Origin of the sequence: Rhodococcus sp. IEGM 1366 (genome assembly GCF_033142425.1) — a bacterium.
Classification (GTDB): domain Bacteria; phylum Actinomycetota; class Actinomycetes; order Mycobacteriales; family Mycobacteriaceae; genus Rhodococcus_F; species Rhodococcus_F globerula.
In genome coordinates this window covers 209572-226970 of record NZ_JAWLRZ010000009.1, presented here as the reverse complement: position 1 = coordinate 226970, position 17399 = coordinate 209572, and the positions used below count along the sequence as shown (strand labels likewise).

At 60.8% G+C, this 17399-nt stretch carries 19 protein-coding genes; 6 read left to right on the top strand and 13 right to left on the bottom strand.

Going from position 1 to position 17399, the window contains the following annotated elements; all coding sequences use genetic code 11:
• Window positions 1–103 precede the first annotated feature (103 nt).
• A complete protein-coding gene (gene nrdR, locus R4P64_RS27185) occupies window positions 104–589 on the top strand; it encodes a transcriptional regulator NrdR (protein ID WP_033234817.1) in 486 nt (161 codons plus the stop codon).
• A gap of 285 nt (window positions 590–874) precedes the next feature.
• On the opposite strand, the gene hrpA is transcribed toward nrdR, so the two are convergent.
• Window positions 875–4780: an ATP-dependent RNA helicase HrpA gene (gene hrpA, locus R4P64_RS27180; RefSeq protein ID WP_317823383.1), complete on the bottom strand. Its 3906-nt coding sequence runs from the start codon at window positions 4778–4780 to the stop codon at window positions 875–877.
• A gap of 96 nt (window positions 4781–4876) precedes the next feature.
• On the opposite strand from hrpA, the gene R4P64_RS27175 reads away from it, so the two are divergent.
• Window positions 4877–5497: a Pr6Pr family membrane protein gene (locus R4P64_RS27175; RefSeq protein WP_033234815.1), complete on the top strand. Its 621-nt coding sequence runs from the start codon at window positions 4877–4879 to the stop codon at window positions 5495–5497.
• 18 nt (window positions 5498–5515) lie between these two features.
• Here R4P64_RS27175 and R4P64_RS27170 read toward each other — a convergent pair whose 3' ends face one another.
• Entirely contained in the window at window positions 5516–5833 is a 318-nt protein-coding gene (locus R4P64_RS27170) for a DUF2322 family protein (RefSeq protein WP_033234814.1), read from the bottom strand.
• Between the two features lie 143 nt (window positions 5834–5976).
• On the opposite strand from R4P64_RS27170, the gene R4P64_RS27165 reads away from it, so the two are divergent.
• On the top strand, window positions 5977–7200 hold the full coding sequence (locus R4P64_RS27165; RefSeq protein ID WP_033234813.1) for an aspartate aminotransferase family protein: 1224 nt from the start codon (window positions 5977–5979) through the stop codon (window positions 7198–7200).
• A gap of 9 nt (window positions 7201–7209) precedes the next feature.
• Here R4P64_RS27165 and R4P64_RS27160 read toward each other — a convergent pair whose 3' ends face one another.
• The gene (locus R4P64_RS27160) at window positions 7210–7464 is read right to left on the bottom strand and encodes a hypothetical protein (RefSeq protein WP_033234812.1); all 255 of its coding nucleotides are present in this window, start codon (window positions 7462–7464) and stop codon (window positions 7210–7212) included.
• Window positions 7465–7482: 18 nt separating this feature from the next.
• Between R4P64_RS27160 and R4P64_RS27155 the strand changes: the two genes are divergently transcribed.
• The gene (locus tag R4P64_RS27155; RefSeq protein ID WP_033234811.1) at window positions 7483–8181 is read left to right on the top strand and encodes a hypothetical protein; all 699 of its coding nucleotides are present in this window, start codon (window positions 7483–7485) and stop codon (window positions 8179–8181) included.
• Here the strand turns inward: R4P64_RS27155 and R4P64_RS27150 are convergent.
• From R4P64_RS27150 to R4P64_RS27140, 3 genes are all read right to left on the bottom strand, one after another.
• Entirely contained in the window at window positions 8167–8847 is a 681-nt protein-coding gene (locus R4P64_RS27150) for a PhzF family phenazine biosynthesis protein (RefSeq protein WP_141485961.1), read from the bottom strand. The two genes, R4P64_RS27155 and R4P64_RS27150, sit on opposite strands and share 15 nt — an antisense overlap.
• Window positions 8848–8936: 89 nt before the next feature.
• Entirely contained in the window at window positions 8937–9476 is a 540-nt protein-coding gene (locus R4P64_RS27145; RefSeq protein ID WP_317823382.1) for a carboxymuconolactone decarboxylase family protein, read from the bottom strand.
• 2 nt (window positions 9477–9478) lie between these two features.
• Window positions 9479–10066, bottom strand: coding sequence for a peroxiredoxin (locus R4P64_RS27140; RefSeq protein WP_033234808.1), 588 nt, complete (start codon window positions 10064–10066; stop codon window positions 9479–9481).
• A gap of 197 nt (window positions 10067–10263) precedes the next feature.
• On the opposite strand from R4P64_RS27140, the gene R4P64_RS27135 reads away from it, so the two are divergent.
• Window positions 10264–11190 carry a LysR substrate-binding domain-containing protein gene (locus tag R4P64_RS27135; RefSeq protein WP_092808412.1) on the top strand — a complete coding sequence of 309 codons (927 nt, stop codon included), beginning with the start codon at window positions 10264–10266 and terminating at the stop codon, window positions 11188–11190.
• Between the two features lie 526 nt (window positions 11191–11716).
• On the opposite strand, the gene R4P64_RS27130 is transcribed toward R4P64_RS27135, so the two are convergent.
• The 7 genes from R4P64_RS27130 to R4P64_RS27100 form a co-directional block, all read right to left on the bottom strand.
• Window positions 11717–11962, bottom strand: a complete 246-nt coding sequence (locus R4P64_RS27130; RefSeq protein ID WP_033234806.1) for a hypothetical protein — start codon at window positions 11960–11962, stop codon at window positions 11717–11719.
• 200 nt (window positions 11963–12162) lie between these two features.
• On the bottom strand, window positions 12163–12306 hold the full coding sequence (locus R4P64_RS27125) for a hypothetical protein (protein ID WP_155276686.1): 144 nt from the start codon (window positions 12304–12306) through the stop codon (window positions 12163–12165).
• A 350-nt stretch (window positions 12307–12656) separates the two neighbouring features.
• Window positions 12657–13862: a colicin E3/pyocin S6 family cytotoxin gene (locus R4P64_RS27120; protein ID WP_317823380.1), complete on the bottom strand. Its 1206-nt coding sequence runs from the start codon at window positions 13860–13862 to the stop codon at window positions 12657–12659.
• On the bottom strand, window positions 13862–14149 hold the full coding sequence (locus tag R4P64_RS27115) for a WXG100 family type VII secretion target (protein ID WP_317823379.1): 288 nt from the start codon (window positions 14147–14149) through the stop codon (window positions 13862–13864). The genes R4P64_RS27120 and R4P64_RS27115 overlap by 1 nt, the downstream gene beginning before the upstream one ends.
• Window positions 14149–14382, bottom strand: coding sequence for a type VII secretion target (locus R4P64_RS27110; RefSeq protein ID WP_317823378.1), 234 nt, complete (start codon window positions 14380–14382; stop codon window positions 14149–14151). Before R4P64_RS27110 ends, R4P64_RS27115 begins: the two co-directional genes overlap by 1 nt.
• Before the next feature lie 219 nt (window positions 14383–14601).
• Window positions 14602–15987 carry an FAD-binding oxidoreductase gene (locus tag R4P64_RS27105; RefSeq protein WP_033234801.1) on the bottom strand — a complete coding sequence of 462 codons (1386 nt, stop codon included), beginning with the start codon at window positions 15985–15987 and terminating at the stop codon, window positions 14602–14604.
• 56 nt (window positions 15988–16043) lie between these two features.
• Window positions 16044–16892: a LysR substrate-binding domain-containing protein gene (locus tag R4P64_RS27100; protein WP_141485960.1), complete on the bottom strand. Its 849-nt coding sequence runs from the start codon at window positions 16890–16892 to the stop codon at window positions 16044–16046.
• Between the two features lie 56 nt (window positions 16893–16948).
• Here R4P64_RS27100 and R4P64_RS27095 point away from each other — a divergent pair, with 56 nt between their 5' ends.
• A complete protein-coding gene (locus tag R4P64_RS27095) occupies window positions 16949–17356 on the top strand; it encodes a DUF5997 family protein (RefSeq protein ID WP_033234799.1) in 408 nt (135 codons plus the stop codon).
• The last annotated feature ends 43 nt before the right edge of the window (window positions 17357–17399 follow it).

The following is a 17399-nucleotide window of genomic DNA, read 5'->3' as shown; positions in this document are numbered from 1 at the left end:
CCACCTCGGGTGGTCGCGCATCTGCTCTGTGGATCCTCCGAAGATTTGCAGTTGGTGGGAATCTTCAATTGCGGCCATTCCTGGCAACGAAGAAGGAACCGCGATGCATTGCCCGTTCTGCCGGCACCCTGACTCCCGAGTGGTCGACTCGCGTGAGGCGGATGAAGGTCAGGCAATTCGCCGTCGTCGTTCGTGTCCCGAATGTGGTCGTCGCTTCACGACTGTCGAGACAGCGGTGCTGTCAGTTGTCAAGCGCAGTGGTGTCACCGAGCCCTTCAGCCGCGAGAAAGTCGTGAAGGGTGTGCGCCGCGCGTGCCAGGGTCGTCATGTCGACAACGATTCGTTGAATTTATTGGCTCAGCAGGTCGAGGATGCCGTGCGTGCTTCCGGTTCGGCCGAGATTCCGAGCAACGAAGTGGGATTGGCGATCTTGGACCCCTTACGCAACCTCGACGAGGTGGCATATCTCCGGTTTGCGTCGGTCTACAAATCCTTCAGCTCCGCAGAAGATTTCGAGCGAGAAATTACCGATATGCGTCATCGCGTGGATGCCAAGGCGTCCGGTGAAGAAGCTGTCGCCGTCGACTGAGTCACGTCGAGGGATCGTCCTTAGATAACGCTCCGAGAACAAATAGGGCTTTTGCCCCTATTTCTCGGCGACAGACGCCTACGCTCGACGAGTACGTTCAGCGGTCCGAGTCGGAATCGCAGCATTCGGGCCGAAAGTCCGCATCTGTCGTTACGGAGGCGTTATGCCCTTGAACGGAATTCTCGCAGTAGTCAACAGCCTGGTCACGTTAGGTCTGGCCAACACTGTCGCAACAATTGGTGGCTCGGTCGCCAATGTGAACATTGTGCAGTGAACCCCTGACGGTCAGCGTTTGATCGCCTCGATTGCTTTGAGTACCCGCTTCTCCGAGACTGGAGTTGGGGTTCCCAGAGACTGTGCGAACAGTCCCACCCGAAGTTCCTCGATCATCCACGAGATGGCGTCGACATCTTTGGCGGTACGACGCTCTTCCGGCAGCGAATTCAGCAATCTGTCGTACGCGGCGTACACCCGATCGAGAACGTCCATGGCTTGGTGGTCGCGATGAGCGCTGGCAGGAAGCGCTTCGAGCCGGAATGTCGCGGCCGCCAGGTACCGGGGTAGCTCGCGTAGTCTCGCCGAACCCAATTCTGCGACAAAGCCGGGGAAGAGGAGCGATTTCAGTTGCTCGCGAACGTCTTCGGCGGCTTCTCCGCGCGATCGCTGGAGGACGACATTCAAGCGGTGTGATTGTTCGAGGATCGGAACGATCATGCGCAGTATCGCGGACACGCGCCCGGCCAACTCCGATCGGGCTGCTTTGACGAGTGCCTCGAAAGCCTCCGGTGTCCGTACCGGTCCACCTTTGGCAGCGATGATCTCGTTGGCTGCGGCTACACGGCAGTCCTCGACCAACGCTTCCAGGCTTCCGTTCGGATTCTGTCCCAGCATGAGTCGGTGTGTATTCGACAGCCCTGATGTGACTGCCTTGAGTTGGGTTGGCACCGCCGCGAGAAGAAGAGCCCGAGTGCCCTCGCGCATCGCCTGTGCCTGCGCTGCAGGGGTACTGAGAACCCGTACTGCCACACCGCCGTTTTCCGGCACCAGCGCCGGGTATCCGGTGACCTGCTGGCCGCCGATGTTCCTGGTGATGGTCGGCTCCAGTGCGCCCAGCGTCTCGGAGGTCCACACCGTCGAGGCTGCCCGCTCGGTACCGGTCGCTGCTTTGGCAACTTCCTTCTGAACTCGCGGGGCGAGTGTGCGTCGTAGCTGAGCCAGATCCTTGCCCTTGGCCAGAACTTTTCCGGATTCGTCCTCGACCACAAACGTCATTCGAAGGTGATCAGGAAGGGCGCTCGGATCAAAATCCTTCGCGTCGATGTGCGTTGCGCCCAGACGCGACAGCTCGCGCGCCATTGCCGTGAGCAGTGGTTCGGATCGTGGTTTCACGGAAGCCAGTGCTGCGCTTGCATAGTCAGGCGCCGGAACAACCTGCCGCCGGATGGTCTTGGGCAGCGTCTTGATCAATGCCGACACCAATTCGACACGCATGCCCGGTACCAGCCAGTCGAACCCGACGGGTTGGAGTTGTGCGAGGAGACCGACGGGAATGTGCGCGGTGACGCCGTCGTCGTCCTTGCCTGGTTCGAATTGATAGGTCAGTGGCAACAGCATGTCGCCCTGACGCCAGGCATCGGGGTATTCGCCGCCCAGAACCGTTGCGGCATCGGAATTCACGACGGTTTCGGGCGTGAACGTCAACAGGTTCGGGTCTTGCCGGCGTGCTGTCTTCCACCACTTGTCGAAGTGTCGCGCGGACACAGCTTCGGCGCCGACGCGTGAGTCGTAGAACTCGTAGAGCGTCTCGTCGTCGACCAGGATGTCGCGTCGGCGGGCCCGGTTCTCGAGTTCTTCGACGTTGTCGAGCAGTGCGCGATTTTCGTGGAAGAACTTGTGCTGTGTAGTCCATTCGCCCTGCACCAGCGCATGGCGAATGAACAATTCGCGCGAGGTTTCCGGATCGATCGACGAGTAGGTGACAGCGCGTCCGGTGACCAGGGGTACGCCGTAGAGCGTCACGCGCTCGTACGCCATGGCCGAACCACGCTTGGAGGACCAATGCGGCTCGGAGTAGGTTCGTTTGACCAGGTGTGGTGCCAGTTTTTCGGCCCATTCCGGTTCGATGCGCGCGGACATGCGGGCCCAGAGCCTGGTTGTCTCCACCAGTTCGGCGGCCATTACCCAGCGGGGTGGCTTCTTGAACAGGCCCGAGCCGGGGAAGATCGCAAAACGGCTTCCGCGAGCACCGAGGTAGTCGCGCTTTTCGCCTTCGCGAAGTCCGATGTGGGAGAGCAGGCCGGCCAGCAAGGATTGGTGGACCGAATTCTCGGATGCGGGAAGTTCGTTGACCGACCAGCCGAGTCCGCGAGTGATCTGACGCAACTGCCCGTGCAGATCCTGCCATTCGCGGATGCGTAGCCAATGCAGGAACTCGTTGCGGCACATCTTGCGGAATTGGCTCGAGGACAGATCGTTTCGCTGTTCGCGGAGGTAGTCCCACAACTTCAGATAGGCGAGGAAGTCGGAGTTCTCCACCGTGAAGCGGGCGTGCTTCTCGTCGGCGGCCTGCTGGAACTCGGCGGGCCGCTCTCGTACGTCCTGAATGGACAGTGCAGCGACGATGACGAGCGTCTCGTGCAGCGCTCCGTTTGTCTTGGCTTCCACCAACATTCGAGCCATGCGAGGGTCGACGGGAATCTGCGCCAGTTCGCGGCCGATCGGAGTCAGTTCCGGATGCGACGCGTCGGATCCTCGTGCGATAGCGCCCAGTTCTTCGAGTAGTCCGATGCCGTCTTTGATGGCTCGCGAATCCGGGGGCTCCACAAACGGGAATGCGGCAATATCGCCGAGACCCAGCGCCGTCATCTGCAGGATCACAGACGCGAGGTTGGTGCGCAGGATCTCCGGTTCGGTGAACGCCGGCCGGGCTTCGAAGTCCTCTTCGGAATACAGCCGGATGCAGATGCCCTCGGCGACACGGCCACAGCGACCGGACCGCTGACGCGCTGATGCCTGGGAAATCGGTTCGATCGGCAGCCTTTGCACCTTGGTGCGGACGGAATATCGCGAGATGCGCGCTGTTCCGGGATCGACGACGTAGCGAATGCCGGGAACCGTCAGAGATGTTTCGGCGACGTTGGTGGCCAGGACAACTCGTCGGCCGGTGTGCGGAGAGAACACTTTGTGCTGTTCGGCTGCCGACAGGCGTGCATACAGTGGAACGATTTCGGTGTTGCGAAGCCTGCGGTCGCGCAATGCATCTGCGGTGTCACGAATCTCGCGTTCACCAGACAGGAAGACGAGGATGTCACCCTCGCCCTCTGCGCTGAGTTCGTCAACAGCTTCGCAGACGGCGTCGACCGGATCTCGGTCGTAGCTGATATCTCCGGATTCGACAGTCAATGGGCGGTAACGCATTTCCACCGGGAAGGTTCGCCCGGACACCTCGACGATCGGCGCGGGCTTCCCGTCGACGGCAAAGTGCTGAGCGAACCGCTCGGGGTCGATGGTCGCCGAGGTGATGATGACCTTGAGGTCGGGTCGGCGGGGGAGTAGCTGCGCCAGATACCCGAGGATGAAGTCGATGTTGAGGCTGCGTTCGTGAGCCTCGTCGATGATGAGAGTGTCGTAGCGGCGCAACATCTTGTCGCGCTGAATCTCCGCAAGCAGAATGCCGTCGGTCATCAACTTCACGTACGTGCGGTCGGAAACTTGATCGGTGAATCGCACTGTGTAGCCCACGGCGTCGCCGAGTTCGGTGTCGAGTTCTTCGGCTATTCGCTCGGCGACCGTTCGCGCGGCAAGGCGCCGGGGCTGAGTATGGCCGATCAGTCCGCGAACTCCGCGTCCCAGTTCGAGGCAGATCTTCGGGATCTGAGTGGTCTTGCCAGAACCTGTCTCGCCGGCGACGATCACCACCTGGTTTTCGGAAATCGCGCGGGCAATGTCGTCTTTGCGTTGACTGACCGGCAGTGCCTCGGGGTAGGACACTGCGGGCACGTTCGCCGAGCGTTCGGCCAGCCGGATGCGCGCGGATTCGATCTCCTGGGCCAGTGTGGCCAGGTTCTCCGGCGTGCGGGCGCGGTCGAGTTTGCGCCGCAGACGGTTCTCATCACGGAATGAGACTTCGGACAGGGCGCGTTTCAGGTCGCTTCGTCGTGGTGAGAGCGGGGCCGGTGGTGTTGTAGACATGCTGACGGACAGCTTATCGAACGCCGGGAAATCTCACTCCCGCAGCGTGCGTTGTGACACGATCGGGCAGTGACGACATTTGCGACATCCACTCCGATGGCGGTACGCATTCTCCGCCTTGCGTTTGCGGTCTACGGGCTGACCGCCTTGTTATGGATCCCGCTACGCAACGCCGAGGGATTCTCCCTGGTGAACTACCTCAGCTACTTCACTATCGAGAGCAATATCGCCGCAGCCGTCGTACTGATTGTCGGAGGGCTGCGGGATCCGCAGTCGCGCACCTGGCAGACGGTTCGAGGCGCCGTGACGCTCTACATGGTGATCACGGGCATCGTCTACGCGGTGCTGCTCTCGGATGTCGATGTGACGCTGAACGACACCTGGATCAATGTCGCCCTGCATCAAGTACTGCCGTTGGTGATGCTTGCCGACTGGGTGTTTTCGCCCTCGCGCCACCGCATCTCCGAAGGGTCGGCGTTGACGTGGCTCGCCTTTCCCGCCCTGTACGCCGTGTATTCGCTGGTTCGTGGAGCGATAGTCGACTGGTACCCGTATCCCTTCCTCGATCCGCGAGCCCATGGTTACGTAGCCCTGGTGATCGGGCTTGTCGTGCTTGCCGTGGCAATGGCGCTGATGGCGCTGGCGGTCAACGCCGTCGGCAAGCTGGGGGCGCGGTGGCGGTACGGCGACGCCGACCGGGACTCTGTCGCGATGTGAGATGTGGACCGCGGGCTGCTACTCCGCCGGAACTTCCTGCAGTCCGAGAGTGTTGCCGCTGGCAAGAACCTGATCGAGACGGTCGATGTTGGGGTGCTTGCCGCGGTTCGCGCGGGCATCGTCTGTGTGCTCGGCAAAAATCGCCAGCGCAGCCGTTGCGGCCTCAGGAGTGATTGCGCCGTAGACCTGGGCGAGGTGGTTGTAGACCTTGACCGAACCGGATTTGCCCGGCTTGTTCTCCACGGTGTCGATGACGGTGCCGTCGGTGTCGAGCACGTTGATGGCGGCGAGGTGATCGATCGAGGGGAGGGCAGCAAGATTCTCGGCAAAAGTCATGGTGATGAGATTACGTGCCCAGGGCGGCGATCCCCACGCAGGGCAGCATCACGCGGGGGACGATTTGTGGTGTCGATATAGTTGCTGCACATCGTGTGCACACCAGCATCGTTGGTATTCGTTTGGACTCGAAGGGGAAAAAGATGGCTTCGGCACTGTGGCACGGGTTCGCGGATATGGGCGCGGTCGAGAAGAACGGCGCATTTGTCGTCTCTCGTGGTGAAGGCGCGTACATCTGGGACTCGCAGGACAATCGGTACCTCGACGCAACTGCCGGGCTCTGGTTCACGAATGTGGGCCACGGCCGCACCGAGATCGCCGACGCCGTTGCCGCTCAGCTGTCGAAGATCGCTCACTTCTCCAACTTCGGCGATTTTGTCCCCGAAACCACGCAGGCACTGGCTGAGCGGCTCGCGAAGATCGCGCCGGTTGCAGGCAGCAAGATCTTCTTCACCTCCGGTGGTTCCGATTCCGTCGACACCGCAGCGAAGTTGGCGCGTCGGTACTGGCATGAGGTCGGCCAGCCCGACAAGAACATCATCGTCGGACGCCAGAAGGCCTACCACGGAATGCATGTTGCGGGAACAGCTCTCGCCGGTATCCCCGTCAATCGCGAGGGGTACGGCGAGCTGATGGCCGATGCTGCCACCGTCGGCTGGGACGACGCCAAGAGCCTCCTCGAACTGATCGAGAAGGTCGGCGCGAACAAGATCGCCGCATTCTTCGCCGAGCCCATCATCGGTGCCGGCGGCGTGTACCTTCCGCCCGAGGGATACCTGGCCGAGGTCCGAGACATCTGCCGTGAACACGACATACTGTTTGTCGTCGACGAGGTTGTCACCGGTTTCGGTCGTATCGGTGGCGAGTGGTTTGCATCCACTCGCTTCGATCTGCAGCCCGACATGATGACCACAGCAAAGGGTTTGACCTCCGGATACGTTCCGATGGGTGCCGTGTTCATCGCACCTCGCGTCGCCGAGCCGTTCTACAACGGTGCTTGGTGGCGTCACGGCTACACCTACGGCGGGCACGCCGGAGCGGCAGCTGCAGCCATGGCAAACCTCGACATTCTCGAGCGTGAGAACCTCCTCGCCGAGTCCAAGCGGCTCGAAGCGTCGTTGCACACGCACTTGCAGCCGCTGGCCGAGCATCCGCGGGTTTCCGAGGTCCGCAGTGGGCTCGGGGCCGTCGCCGCCGTTCAGCTGGCAGACCCGGCCGAGGCACTGCCGTTCGTGAAGACGCTGCGCGAGCACGGAATTTCAGGTCGCGCGGCAGGTCAAGGAGCTATGCAAATTTCCCCGACGTTCGTGATGACGGACGATCAGGTGGCCGAGATGGCTGCGGGAATCCTCGCCGCTCTCGGATAAATTTGCGAACTAGCTGCGGCGTCGGAAGAGTTTCTTCATCCGGCGCCGCAGTGTGCTCGGTACCGGCTCCAGTTCGATAGTGTCCTGCTCTGACGCCCTGGCGTACGCCTGCGTGTATCGCTCGTGGAGGACGGAGCGAATCTCGTCGGGGGAGTACGCCCGACGCGCACGCTCGTTCCGCACAGCGAGGACTCCGGTGGCCGCGACCCCCATAGCGCCGGCGAGGCCCACGAGCTTCCATATGTGCGAGGCACGAAGTGTCATGCCTCTAGGCTAAAGGTTATGGACCGACGATCACGCTCTCAGGTGACCCTCGACGAGGCAGCCAGTGTCACCCGCACTGGCGATATCTGGATCTTCCGCGGAGATTCCACGGCCGACAAGGCAATTCAGACGCTCACTAACAGTCCGGTCAACCACGTCGGCATGTCGGTGGTGATCGACGATCTGCCACCGCTCATGTGGCATGCAGAGCTCGGTCATTCGTTGCAAGACATGTGGACCGGTCGTTTCCAGCGTGGCGTTCAGCTCCATGATCTGAAGGCCGCCGTGCAGGTGTGGGGAGCCAAGTACGGGCAGCAGGGTTGGCTTCGGCAGCTCGACACCCCGGTGACCCGTGAACAAGAGGATGCGCTGCTGCGCACCATAGCCCGCCTGGACGGCACGCCGTTTCCCTCCACCGCCAAGCTCGCGTCACGATGGTTCGGCGGGCGCGTCCCGAAGTTCCGGAAGAAGCCCGAATCGCCTGCGTCGGGCATCGAAAGTGCCTACTGCGCCGAGGTTGTCGCGCAGACGTACGAGGCAATGGGCCTGATGGTGGGAAACCGTCGCATCAACTGGTTCGATCCCGGCAAGTTCTGGAGCGGCGATCAACTGCCGCTTGCACCCGGAGTGGCACTCGGCGACGAAATTGCCGTGACGCTCAGCGCCGCAGACCTCGAGGCAGGACGGAATCCGGCAGGGCAGTCACAAAGTTCGTGACTGCTCGGCAACCACGCGTCCGCCCACTTCGAGCCATCCTTCGGGTGAGTAGGTGGTGTGCAGGATCGATCCCCGTCCCTGGGTGATCCGAAGCGATTTTCGCAGGTGATCAGTGATGCGCAGGGCTGCCGAGCCGGTAGCTTCGTCCTCGGGGATTCCCGTTTCCGGAGCGAACATCCGTGAGCGGATGGACGATTCGAGTTTGTCCTGCCACGCCCACAGGTAGGAGTGATCGGTTTCGTAGTCCGACGGAACCGCGTCGATTACGTCATCCACCGTTTCCAAGGGGTAGAGAGCAAACTCCGGTGCCCATTCGGCGCGGGCGCGAACCCATGTGAGGTTACTGCTGCGGCGTACGTCGAGTTCGCCGGCGGGGACACCGAGTGTGGTCACCGGCCGTGCCTGATCGTGCAGCCACCAGGTGAGGCCGACCGTGGGATGACCGGCAAAGGGGAGTTCTGCTGCCGGAGTGAAGATCTGGGCACTCGCCCGAGCGGCGCCCACTTCGGGGAGATCGACAAAAATCGTTTCGCTGTACCCGAGCGTCGCGGCGACTTCTTGCCGTTCGGATAGTTCGACCAGTGATGCGTCGACAATCCCGAGTGGGTTGCCGTGCTTTCCGTTCTCGTCCGTGAAGACCCGGACCACACTCACTTCGATGCCCATCGGTCCAGGGTAGCGCGCCGGAAAAACGAATAAACCCTCCCCACCATGGAAGGCGGGGAGGGTCTTTCGTCTACTGCGTCGGTCTGGGATCAGACCTGTGCGGCAGCGAGGATTTCATTGGCCTCGACAGCCTGCGCGACACCCATGACGATGGAACCGGCACGGATCGCTTCGAAGATGACCTCGCGGGAAACGCCTTCCTGACGGAGGGTGTTCTCGTGAGCTTCGAGGCAATGGTTGCAGCCGTTGATCGCGGAAACCGCGAGCGACCACAATTCGAAGTCGGCCTTGTCGACGCCCGGGTTGCCGATGATGTTCATCCGCAGGCCCGCACGAAGGTCGTCGTACTTACCGTCAAGGTAGCCCTTGGTGCGGTAGAAGACGTTGTTCATGCCCATGATCGCCGCTGCGCCGAGCGCTGCGTTGTACGCCGCAGCGGACAGGTTGTCTGCCGCCTCGGCTGCGATTTCCTTGAGCGTGGTCGCCGACTTGGTTGCAGCGGCCGTTGCGAGGAGGGTGCCCCACAGCTGCTGCTCGTTCAGAACCGTGGTGCGCGCAATGGAACTCAGGTTGAGCTTGAGATCCTTGGCGTACTCGGGAAGCGAATCTTTCAGGTTGTCGACGCTCATGATCAGACGCTCGCGTTCAGCAGCTCGCCGGCGTTGATCGTCGGGTCGCCCTTCTTCCAGTTGCATGCGCACAGCTCGTCGCTCTGCAGAGCGTCGAGAACGCGGAGAACCTCGTCGACGTTACGGCCGACGGAACCGGCTGTGACGGAGACGAACTGGATCTCGTTGTTGGGGTCGACGATGAACGTCGCGCGGTCTGCAACGCCGTCAGCGTTGAGGACGCCGGTGGCCTCGGCAAGCTCGCGCTTGAGGTCCGAGAGCATCGGGAAGGGGAGGGTCTTGAGCTCGTCGTGCTGTGCACGCCACTGGAAGTGAACGAACTCGTTGTCGACGGAAGCGCCGAGAACCTGTGCGTCGCGGTCTGCGAACTCGTCGTTCAGCTTGCCGAATGCTGCGATCTCCGTGGGGCACACGAACGTGAAGTCCTTGGGCCAGAAGAAGACGATGCGCCACTTGCCTGCGTAGTCGTCGCTCGTGATCTGAGTGAAGTAGTCGTCGGGCTGCTGAGCGTCGACCTTGGAGAGGTCGCCGCCGATAACGGCCTTCAGGTTGTATGCCGGGAACTGGTCGCCGATTGTCAGCAGAGCCATATGTCTCGTCCTCCTACTTGTCTTGTGAACAGGTTTTTCTCACACGCACGATCACGAATGTTTGTGATCGAAAGTTCTCGATACCGTCGAAGCGGGTCTCACCGTCATGGTGCGTGACCGGCGCTTTTTGGTATGAGTCCATTCTGCATCAAAGTGGTCAAAAGGTAAAGGTGATAGGTGGCACTACACTGATAGCCATGGCTGATCAGACTTATCAACCTTCCTTGTCACAGCTGCGTGCCTTCGTATCGGTGGCCGAACATCGGCACTTCGGCACCGCCGCAGCACGTTTGAGTGTGAGCCAACCCACACTCTCGCAGGCGTTGGCCGCACTCGAATCGGGCCTCGGCGTGCAATTGATCGAACGCAGCACCCGGCGTGTCCTCGTCACAGGCGACGGTCAGCGCCTTCTCAGCCAAGCGAAACTGATTCTCGAGGCTGCCGACGGATTTGTCGCGAGCGCCGCCGGAATGGGGGATCGATTGGCCGGCCCACTTCGGATCGGGCTGATTCCCACTGTCGCGCCGTACATCCTGCCGTCACTGCTGCCGGCATTGCGGACGTCCATGCCAACGGTTGCACCTCACGTCATCGAGGACCAAACCGCACGACTGCTCGACTCGCTCCGCTCCGGTGCCCTCGATCTGGCCTTGCTCGCCCTGCCGGCTGGTGCGCCTGGGTTGATCGAGATACCGCTCTACGACGAGGATTTTGTTCTGGTCGTCCCAGCAGACCACGCACTGGCAGGACGCAGCGATCTCACCGCTGACGTCCTCGACGAACTGCCCTTGCTGCTTCTCGACGACGGGCATTGCCTGCGGGACCAGACACTGGATCTGTGCCGTTCCGTCGACGCCCACCCGCTCTCCGGGGATACGCGGGCAACATCCTTGGCGACGATCGTGCAGTGTGTTGCCGGCGGGCTCGGGGTGACCTTGGTCCCTGAATCGGCTGTGCCGGTGGAGAGTCGGCGGGGTGAACTCGCCACGGCGACATTCACCGCACCCGCCCCTGGTCGGACTATCGGACTGGTATTTCGCTCGTCCAGCGGCCGCGCCGAAGGGTTCAGGCAGTTGGCGGAGCTGGTGAAATCCGTGGCGCCGGGGCAGCCGATCCCTCAGTGACACTGTCATTGAGGCCGGAACCAATACTGTTTGATTCCCTCAGATCAGTATTTGACGGGTTTGGCATCCGGAAACCCCGGAAGAAACTCCGGAGCCTTGTGGAAATTCCACATCTCTCCGGGTTCAATGGTCTTGGCGTCGAATGTAGCCGGATTGGCCTCGAGGATTGGCCGACGAGGTGCAGTGTTGCTGTTCAGTCGGCGAATAGGCCTATTTCGTATTCGCGGTTCTCTGTTATCTCGATGGGTTTACAAGTGTATTTCGCGAACTCGAGTACTTTGTCGAGGGGAACGCCACTCTGACGGGAAATTTGGAGTCGTGTCGTCGATCCCGAGGATTTCCTTCACGATCTCAACAGCCATATCATGCAGAGCGTAATCTTTGACTAATCGATTATTTCCATTGTCGAAAGCTTCGAGATGCCACATGTTTCACTTTCCATGTCTGCGGCTGGCGTCGGCGGGTTTAGTCGGGCGATCCGGCATTGGAGTCGAAATCGCCTAGATGCGTGCCGTTCTTACAGTACTCAGTCAGCGAATAGTCCAACGAAATATTCGCAGTTTTCGATTACGTCGATAGGTTCGTGGGTGTACTTCGCGAACTTGAGAACTTTGTCGAGTTGAACGCAACTGAAACGTGCGACGACGGGTAGATCGAAGTTGTTGTCGTCGATGCCGAGGATTTCCTTCACGATCTCGGCAGTCATGTCGTGCAAGAGGTATTTTTCGGTGCGAAATTCGGTCTCGTTGTCGAAAGCTTCGAGGTACCACATGTTTCACTTTCCTGCTCGACGACTTGGTGCGGCGCGGATGGTCTGGCCGCATCAATTGAACTTGTCGGGTTCGAGCTGACAATCGAGGCCCAGGCTCGGTTCAATCCGTTAGATCTGAGACTTCAAACTCACTATTTCGGTCTATCTTGAAGGGTTCGTTAATGTATTTAGTGAACTCGGGCACTTTGTCGAGGGGTACGTCATTCTAGGATCCAGACGGGTAAGTCGAAGCCGCTGTCGTCAACGCCGAGAATATCTTTCACGATTTCGGCAATCATATCGTGCAAAAGGTAGATCTCGGTTTGTAATTCGGCGTCGTTGTCGTAGGCCTGGAGATGCCACATAAACTTCTCTCCTGGTTTGCGGGTGGAGTGGCGGGTCCGGAGTCGTGAAGTCGATCTGATGAACCGTCGGGCTCGACTGGTATTCGAACTCTCGATGGTTGTTACTCAGTTAAGAATGCTACTTCGTATTCACAATTTTGGTCTATCTTGAAGGGTTCGTTAATGTATTTAGCGAACTCGGGAACTTTCTCAAGAGGTACGTCATTTTGACGTATCCCAACGGGTAATTCGAAGTCGCTGTCGTCGATATCGAGAATTTCTTTCACGATCTCAACGGACATTTCGCGTAAGAGGTACTCCCCGGCTAATAATTCAGTATCGTTGTCGAAAGCTTCTAAATACCACATGTCTCACCTTTCTGTTCGGCGGCTTGGGTCGGCGGGTTTGGTCTGTGTGCCTGTATTCGCATCGTATTCTCCTAGATGCGTGCCGTTCTTGTTGTATTTCTCGACGGCACCGTGCTGATAGTCCCATTCGTAGATGTTGCCTTTGTCATCTTTCCAGCGCTTTCGCTCGTTCATTCTCTTGACTAGTTTGGCATTCGGGAATCCGGGGAGGTGCCGCGGTGCGGGATAGTAACCGAGCGTGTTTCCTCCGCCGCCGGTGTTGGCATTGAAGGTAGTCGGGTTGGCTTCGAGCAGTGGTTGCAGCTCGTTGACCGCACCCACAGCAGCAGCCCCCGCCGCGGCGACGCCACCGACCACCGCTACGGTGACCGCGTCCACGGCGCCGAGTACCCCAACGACGCTGGCAGCGATCACACTTCCCGTCGCTCCGGCCGCGGCGACGGTACCAGCACCGAGGGTAAAGAGTGCGGTGACTGCGCCGGCCAAAGCCCCGACGATGATGGCTTTGCCGACGATGTCGAGGATCTTGCGGTGAGCCTCCTCGATTGTCTGTGCCCACTCGTCGCAGGCGGCGGCCAGTGTGTCGTACTGATCGGCGACGGCGTTGGTAGTGACGAAGACATTGTCGAGTTGAGCCAGGACCTGCGGCATCTCGTCGGAGTCGAGTTCCTCGAGGGCGACCCACGCTGTACCCGTTGCATCGTTTGCATCGCGCAACCCCTCGGCGGCTGTGCGCCACGCTCGCCCGAGTGCTTTCAATTTGTCGGGGTTCCCGTTGGGCCACATGTGTCCCTGCAGCCACGCAGTAATCAACTCCCACCCGAGCGGCGGGTCGGTATCGCCGCCGAGCGCCCCGTAAAACGCCGGCGCCGACACGGTCGGAAGCTGCAACGCCGGCCCCTCCGGGGGCTCCGGCGGGTTGGTATTCGATCGCTCGGTGTTGGCGTGGTTGACACCGGTCGCCGCGAGCAGATCGTGCAGTTTGCTGAACGCGTTGACAATGTTTGTTCCGGCGGCGACGGCATCAAATGCGGCGGGGTCATAGCTCGCGGCCCACCCGGCTCCCGCGTTGTCGGTTCCGGCGCACCCCCAATTGATTTGGAGCGTTTCACCGAGCAGGCGGATCACACTGTCAGTGCTGTTGCTGACCGTTTTGTACTGTGCCGCAGCGTCGATGAGGACTGCGGGGTCCATCGTGATCGGCGCCATCAGGGCCACATCCCACTGTTGTGTCGCGCGTTGGCGAGATAGCGATCGTGCGCGCCCCTGGCCATCGATTCGAGTTCGGACAGTGCAGTGCGCATGTCTTTCAGTTCGCGGTGCAAGGTTTCGTGTTTAGTGCGGTGGGCGTCGGCGGCATCGCCGTCCCAGTCCACGTTGAGGGCCGCGACTTCCCGTTCGACGTCGGTGATGCGGGCTTCGACGCGCATGCCGATCTGCTTCGCCCTGCCGACGAGACCGAGGATCTGCTCGGTGTCGGCAGAGTATCGGCCCATCAGAAGTCCATGTTCAGTCGAGTACCCGAAATGCTGCCGGCATTCTGGTCGTCGGTCCTTCTGTACTCGGTAGCTGCTTGATGCAGCAGGCCGGCGTCCTCGGTGAGTGCGCCCGCGACCTGCCGGGCGGAGTCGACCCACTCAGCCCACAGTGCGGCATGGGTTCGGGCGGCGTCACCGGTGTCGCCGTCGCGTGCATCTGTTCGGGATCGCAGCGCATCAGTACCTGCCAATTGAATTCTGGTACAGGTGATTTGCCGCTTTGGTGCTGTTTATCCCCACGATGGATCTACGCATTTACTGGTCCCCCCGGTCAGTGTAAATCTCGACGGAGTGTAGACGAATGTGACTGTATGCCACCAATTCGTGGTGTTGACGGAGTGCGCACGCAGAATTTTGGCAATGCGAATTTCGCCGCCGGGCGTCAGCAAAAGTGGACTCGCGACGCGTGACTACTTCGCAGCGATGACCGCTCCGGGATTGAGAATTCCTAGGGGATCAAGCGCATCTTTGATTTTCCGGTTCAACGCCATGACGTCCTCGCCCAGCTGAGCTGGCAACCAGTCGCGCTTGATCCGGCCCACACCGTGTTCGCCGGTAATGGTGCCGCCCAGTGCAATTGCGAGATCCATGACCCGACCGAATGCGATCTGGGCGCGCTCGGTCATATCGGGATCAGACGGATCGAACACGATCAGTGGATGAGTGTTTCCGTCGCCGGCGTGCGCCACGGTGCAGATAAGGACATCCAGGTCCGCGGCGATGGCTTCCACCCCCGTGATCAATCGTGGCAGCGCTCGCATCGGAACGCCGACATCTTCGAGGAGCAGATTCCCCAACGCCTGAACAGCTGGAAACACCGCCCGTCGGGCCGCAGTGAACGCATCACCCTCGGCCTGGTCGTCTGTCGCGAAAACTTCGGTGGCCCCGTTGTTTTCGCACGCTGCGACAATGCTCTCGATCTCGAGTACACCAGCGGCGCCGTGGGCATCGGATTGGGCCAGAATCAGTGCGCGAGCCTTCCGGTTGAGCCCCATCCGCACAGAATCCTCGACAGCGTTGATGCTGGCGTGATCCATGAACTCGAGCATCGCCGGACGCATTTTGCCGGTGATCGCCAAGACTGCGTCGGCAGCTTCCTCGACGGAATCGAACGACGCGACGACAGTTGAAGCGGGCGGCTGCGCCGGAATCAGACGCAAGGTGATCTCAGTGATGATGCCGAGAGTGCCTTCGCTGCCGACAAACAGTTTGGTAAGTGAGAGTCCTGCAACATCTTTCAGGAGCGGGCCGCCCAGTGACACTGCAGTGCCGTCGGCGAGCACTACCTTCAGGCCGAGCACATAGTCGGTGGTGACGCCGTATTTCACACAACAGAGTCCACCGGCGTTGGTAGCGGCATTGCCACCGATGGAACAGATCTCGAACGACGACGGGTCAGGCGGGTACCAGAGCCCATGCTCTGCGGCAGCTTTCTTGACCTCGGCGTTCATCAAGCCGGGCTGAGTTACGGCCACCCGAGCTACCGGGTCGATGGTGATCTCGCGCATTCGCTCGGTGCTGACCATGATGCAACCGTCGACGGCGCTGGATCCACCGGAGAGTCCTGATCCGGCACCGCGCGGAACCACGGGAATGCGATGTTCGGTGGCCCAGCGCATCACGGCCTGGATATCTTCGGTGCAGGTGGCCCGGACAACGGCCAGCGGGTTGCCTGCATTCGGATCGGCTGCCCAGTCTTGGCGGTAACCGGCCGTCAGGTCCGGATCGCGCAGGAGCGCACCATCCGGCAGCGCAGCGATCAGTTCTGCCAGGACCGTCGAATCAACCGAAGTCATAACTCCATCATGCGCGCAGAACTTGGGGATGCGAGGTGAGTTGGCGGAACTCCCCGCTAGCGGCCCTTCGGTTTGCCCGTGAACCGGCCACCCGAACTCTTGGTGCCGCCCGACTTGCCGCTACCCGCTTTGCCGCCGGCCTTGGCTTTGCCGCCGCTGGTATTGCGGCCCGAGACGCTCTTTGCCGTTCCGGCACTCTTGGCTTTGTGATCGGCTTTCGCGGCCTCGGCACGACGTTCCTTCGCTGCCTGCTTGGCCTTGACCGAACCCTTGATCTTCTCGGCCGGCTGACCATTGCGTCCGCGTGAACTCTGAGCGGTACGTCCTCGCACGATGCCGATGAGTTCTTCGACCAATTCTGTGGTCTTGGACTCCAGCCAAGCCAAAGCAATAGGGGACTCGGGAGCACCGGCAACAGGACGGAAAGTCAGATCCTTGCGGTGGTGCAACCGCGCCACCGAATGCGGAACAACAACAACGCCGATGCCGGCCGCAACCAACTCGATGGCGTCGGCGATCGTTTCCGGCCGCTCGGCTGCTGCCTTACCTGGACGTGTCGGCCACTCGAGGGTGTCTTCGAGAGGGTTGAGCACAATCTCGTCGCTCAGATCGGCGACGGAAATCTGGTCTACAGCGGTGAACACGTGATCTTTGGGGATCACCACGACCGGCGTCTCCGCATATAAGGAGATCGCGCTGAGCTCAGTGCGATCGATCGGCAACCGAACCAGGCCGGCGTCGGCTTCGCCCGCCCGTAGCGCTGCCACAACCTCGAGAACCGGAAACTGGATCAACTCGAGACGGACGTCCGGAAGCCGCTCGTGCCACACTCGAATCCACTTGGTCGGCGTTACCCCGGGGGCATACGCGAGTCGAAAAATTGCCGGACTATCCGCGTTGCTCACCCGGCAAGGTTACCGCCTTGGTAAAACGCGACGCGATGGCTGGCTACTCTTGTTGCATGACGTCGAACAAAACGCCCCAGACGATGAAGCCGACGACGGCTGCCAAGAAGCTGGGTGTGTACCTGGAAGCAACACCGAAAGAGTTCCAGGAAGGCGACGTGACCCGTGAAGAACTGACCGCGCTTCAGACCGAAGCTCCGGAGTGGCTGCTGGAACTGCGCCGCACCGGCCCGCACCCGAAGCAGGTCATCGCCGCAAAGCTGGGCATCTCCATCGCCGGGCTTGCTCGCGGCGGCGTCGAAGAGGCGCTCACCACGGATCAAGTTGCTGCCCTGCTGGAAGAAAAGCCCGAGTGGCTGGAGAAAGAACGCGCACTGCAAGCGGAGGTGCGCGCCGAGAACCTCCGTATCAAGGAGAAGCGCGCTTCGCGCCGCAATCAGCCGCGCAAGGCTCGTAGGGGCTAAAGCCCCCGTGCGCCTTTTTGGTAGTGCCCACTACCAGAAAGGC